At 32.6% G+C, this 4,248-nt stretch carries 4 protein-coding genes and 3 pseudogenes; 6 read left to right on the forward strand and 1 reads right to left on the reverse strand.

Going from position 1 to position 4,248, the window contains the following annotated elements; all coding sequences use genetic code 11:
* The 6 genes and pseudogenes from PR699_RS19495 to PR699_RS19520 form a co-directional block, all read left to right on the forward strand.
* Window positions 1-195 (forward strand): annotated as a pseudogene (locus PR699_RS19495) (UDP-glucose 4-epimerase); the annotation flags it as partial.
* Between the two features lie 23 nt (window positions 196-218).
* A complete protein-coding gene (locus PR699_RS19500) occupies window positions 219-428 on the forward strand; it encodes a hypothetical protein (RefSeq protein ID WP_272577896.1) in 210 nt (69 codons plus the stop codon).
* Between the two features lie 161 nt (window positions 429-589).
* Window positions 590-832, forward strand: a pseudogene (locus tag PR699_RS19505) (transposase); the annotation flags it as partial.
* A 109-nt stretch (window positions 833-941) separates the two neighbouring features.
* Window positions 942-2,249: a lipopolysaccharide biosynthesis protein gene (locus tag PR699_RS19510; protein ID WP_272577897.1), complete on the forward strand. Its 1,308-nt coding sequence runs from the start codon at window positions 942-944 to the stop codon at window positions 2,247-2,249.
* 96 nt (window positions 2,250-2,345) lie between these two features.
* Complete coding sequence (locus PR699_RS19515) at window positions 2,346-3,245, forward strand: ATP-grasp fold amidoligase family protein (RefSeq protein WP_272577898.1); 900 nt, start codon at window positions 2,346-2,348, stop codon at window positions 3,243-3,245.
* Between the two features lie 123 nt (window positions 3,246-3,368).
* Window positions 3,369-3,781, forward strand: a pseudogene (locus PR699_RS19520) (IS1 family transposase); the annotation flags it as partial.
* A 13-nt stretch (window positions 3,782-3,794) separates the two neighbouring features.
* Here PR699_RS19520 and PR699_RS19525 read toward each other — a convergent pair.
* Window positions 3,795-4,248 (reverse strand): antirestriction protein ArdA (locus tag PR699_RS19525; protein WP_272577899.1); only part of this gene is annotated, 454 nt, incomplete at its 5' end.

The following is a 4,248-nucleotide window of genomic DNA, read 5'->3' on the forward strand; positions in this document are numbered from 1 at the left end:
ACTGCTTTTGAAAAAGCATCAGGTAAACCTATCCCGTATAAAATTGTTGAGCGCCGCCCTGGCGATATCGCTGAATGTTGGTCTAGCCCTAATAAAGCCTTTACTGATTTAGGCTGGCAAGCTCAGTACTCCGTGCAAGATATGGTAAACGATAGCTGGCGTTGGCAATCGCAAAACCCCAACGGCTATAAATAGATTTATTTGACCTAGGTTAAGATATGAATATTGATTTAGATTCCTTTGCCCTATATATTGGTGTTAAGGCGGAATATTTGGCTATGTTATATAGAACTACATGTGAATTAGAAGGATTACCTTTACCTAAAAGAAATAGGCATGGTAAGGTAAAAATGAGTGAGGTTTTGGTTTTTAAACAACACTTTGAAGATAAAACAAAGAATATCAATGAAAATAAAACGTTAACTTAAACGATGGCTACAGCTCAAAGAGCTGATGGATAAAATATGCAAATTATTACTTTAAGAGCCTATCCCAAAAAGATTAGTTGTATAATGAACTAAGATAATTTCTAAGAATAATGGGCAGCAGGTAGTAAGTGATAAATATTAGCTATGAACGCTGGAATAACATGGCTTCGCTTATCCTAGAATATAAAATCCACCATTCTCTTGTAGCATATCACAGACGCGTAGATAATATGACTGTAATGAATAGTATTTTTATTTGCTCAGAACTGGTTAGCAGTGGAGTATTCTAAATGCAACAGGTATCTGTTCATACAGTATTGCTTATCGTCGTTTTCAGGCTTGGCATGATGCTTACGTTTATGAATTCTTCTAGCTGAATGGGTTACTGGCTTGCGATAGATGGCTGAATGACTAAATCGATACATGCAAGTTCCAAAAAAATGGGAAGAAGTCTCATTAACTGGGAAAATCAAGGCGTAAAACATAATTTAATCACATAGAGATATTTCATCAGTGTTTAAAAAAAAAATATCATTAAAAATAAATAGAAAATTAAAAAATATAGTCAGTAATAAGTTTATTAGAAATGTTATAATTATAGCAAGTGGCACAGCTGGTGCTCAAATAATAAGTATGCTGTTTTCACCAATTATAACTCGCTTATATGGCCCTGAAGTATTTGGTATATTAGGAACATTTACAGCTGTTTTAACAGTATTAGCGCCAATAGCAGCCCTTACTTATCCCATTGCTATTGTGTTGCCTAAATCAGACGCAAATGCTAAAGGTATTGCTATTCTTAGTATTAGATTGGCAATCTTAGTATCGGTATTAATAGCATTGATCTTGTTAATAGAAAATGATTGGATAGCTAACATTTTAAGACTTGGGATTATAAAAGAATTTTTACTTTTTATTCCGATGGTGATGTTTTTTTCAGCATATCAAGAAATACTTACTCAATGGTGCATTAGGAAAAAACAATTTAAACTCACAGCTCGTGTAACAATTATACAGGCAATTATACTTAATGGTGCTAAAGCAGGTCTTGGATTAATATATCCTATAAGTAAAACGTTAATAATAATAACAGTTTTTGGTTTTCTTATTAATGGTATCCTGCTTAAATTAGGTTTAAAAAAGCAAAAAATCAGTTTTTTTGATAAAAAAATTAATACTGAAAAATTATTCCAAATAGCACAGCAATACAGCGACTTTCCTTTATATAGAGCTCCTCAAGTCGTATTAAATGCATTATCACAAAGCTTACCAATATTGATGCTAGCAAGTTTTTTTGGTCCCGCATCTGCTGGTTTTTATAGTATCGGTAGAACAGTATTAGGTATTCCTTCCACTCTAATAGGAAAGTCAGTAGGTGACGTTTTTTACCCAAGAATATCAGAAGCAGTAAATAATAAAGAGAAAGTATCTAACTTAATATCAAAAGCTACCATGCTAATGTCTGCAGTTGGTATCATCCCTTTTGGTGTTGTGGTTATATTTGGACCTTATTTATTTGATATAATATTTGGTAATGACTGGAGGGTTGCTGGTGAATATGCCAGATGGCTTGCCTTGTGGTCATATTTTGGTTTTTTAAATCGTCCTAGTGTAGCTGCAATTGCTGCCTTGAAACTACAAGGGTTTTTCCTTATATATGAATTAATAAGTATAGTTTTAAGAGTAGGGAGTTTATATATGGGTTTTTCAATATATAATAGTGATATAATAGCGATTGCCTTATTTTCAATTTGCGGTGTAATATTGAACATATCTTTAATCATTTTCACCTTAAAAAAATCAAAAGAATATCTTGTTTAAATAACTAAAAACAATCATGAGTAATTGTTATCGTGTTAGTATATCTAGCATAAAAATCGATAGATTACATTATTTTAAATAACATAAGGTTGTTATATGTGTTCGGTTAAAAATTCAAACCAATCTTTATTAAGTAAGTGTAAAAAAATATATAGTGTCTTTACTCCTAATATATTACAAAACTATATTAGTTTTTATAGAACATTTAAAAGATTTCCATCTTTAAAAAATAGTAAATATTTTAATGAAAAAATTTTATATAGAAAAATTTTCGATCGAAATTTTTTATATACATATTGTTCAGATAAGCTATTAGTTCGAAACTATATAAGCCGTAAAATTGGGGAGGGATATCTTATTCCGTTAATAGCTGTTATGGATGATCCTGAAGATTTAAGAAATATCAATGATTTTTCAAATACTGTAATAAAACCAAATCATGGGGCTGGAATGGTAAAAATTATTGGTAATAACAACTTAACCAGCAATGAAATTGAAGATTTAATATCTCAAGTAAAATTATGGATGAAGATAGATTTCTCTGAAATATCATTTGAGCCTCATTATAAAAATATTGAGAGAAAAATTATAGTTGAAAAGTCAATATGTGAAAATGATATAGCCCCTATTGATTATAAATTTCATTGTTTTAAACAAAAAAATGACTCAATTAAAACATTATTACAAGTTATAGGTGGAAGGTTTGGTGACAATGGGTCTCAAGAATTTTATCTTGATAACTTAGATAATTGTATAAGAAAAATTGGATGTAAAACAGAATCAAGCTTAGTTCCTAAAGAGCATCATCAATTATTATTAAAAGCAATGGAGTTAAATAAAGTTCTTTCTCAAGATTTTAATTATGTTAGGATTGATTGGTACATTTCTAATGGATACTTATATTTTGGAGAATTAACTTTTACATCAGGTGCAGGTTTAAGTGTATCTTTCGGTGATGATTTAGAAAAATTGATGAGTGAATGGTGGGTATTATAACTTAGAGCCTATCCCAAAAGGAATTGTCAGATAATACATAATGATAATTTATGCCGGCAAAGCGGTCATGTATTCAATCCGGTGATTAACCTGTAATATAGGGTAATTTATCGGAGAATATTCATGGCTAAAGTCGATGTAAGGTGCCCATTTTGTCAACAAACGCCCCCAGTGAAAAAACATGGATTAGGTAGCACTGGTCATCAACGTTATCGTTGCCAAGATTGCTGCCGAAGCTTCCAACTCGATTATAAATATCGTGCTTGCCAACCCGGAACTAAAGATAAAATTATCAACCTCACGATGAATAATGCCGGTATTCGTGATACTGCTAGGGCCCTTCATATCAGCATTAATGCGGTTGTTCTTACTTTAAAAAACTCTCGCCACGGAATGTAACAACACTGCCCCTAGATAACCTACAAATTCAGCTCATTTGTGAGGTCGATGAGATGTGGTCATTTATCGGTAACAAAAAACGTCAGCGTTGGTTGTGGTATGCATGGGAGCCTCGCTTAAAGCTGATTATCGCTCATGTTGTTGTCCTATCTATCCCACCGTATGATAAACATATCCTCCACTGTGAAAAATCCCCCCTTGTTCAAGACAAACATCACGTCCATAGCGTTCATAGTCAAAGTAATGGGATAAATGACCCAGTTGCGCTAAATCATAACAACCACTTTCTTCTATCCAGTAATAACCTAAATCATATTCATTATTGACCCCCGCTAATTGCAGGAAAGAATCTAAATTATCCGCTAAATGAATTAAATCATGGATTGAACTCGTTGAAGAACCGATTTCAATTGCTGCCTGATAACGGTCAATTTCATCAGGCGATAACATGGCTAATCGCGAGGCTAACTCGTTCAACTCATCTAAAAGACTGTATTCTGAAATGTAAGAAGAAAGGCCATCAATGGAGGATTCATAGTCGGTCAAGAAATACTCTTCATAGTGAATACCATCAATGCCAATCCGCATTAAACAGTGTTCGATC

Origin of the sequence: Providencia sp. PROV268, assembly GCF_028477805.1 — a bacterium.
GTDB lineage: Bacteria > Pseudomonadota > Gammaproteobacteria > Enterobacterales > Enterobacteriaceae > Providencia > Providencia stuartii.

What these genes read in the sequence shown, in the direction of transcription:
- PR699_RS19515 (WP_272577898.1), top strand. Translation starts at nt 2,346, where the DNA reads ATGTGTTCGGTTAAAAATTCAAACCAATCTTTATTAAGTAAGTGTAAA.
- PR699_RS19500 (WP_272577896.1), top strand. Translation starts at nt 219, where the DNA reads ATGAATATTGATTTAGATTCCTTTGCCCTATATATTGGTGTTAAGGCG.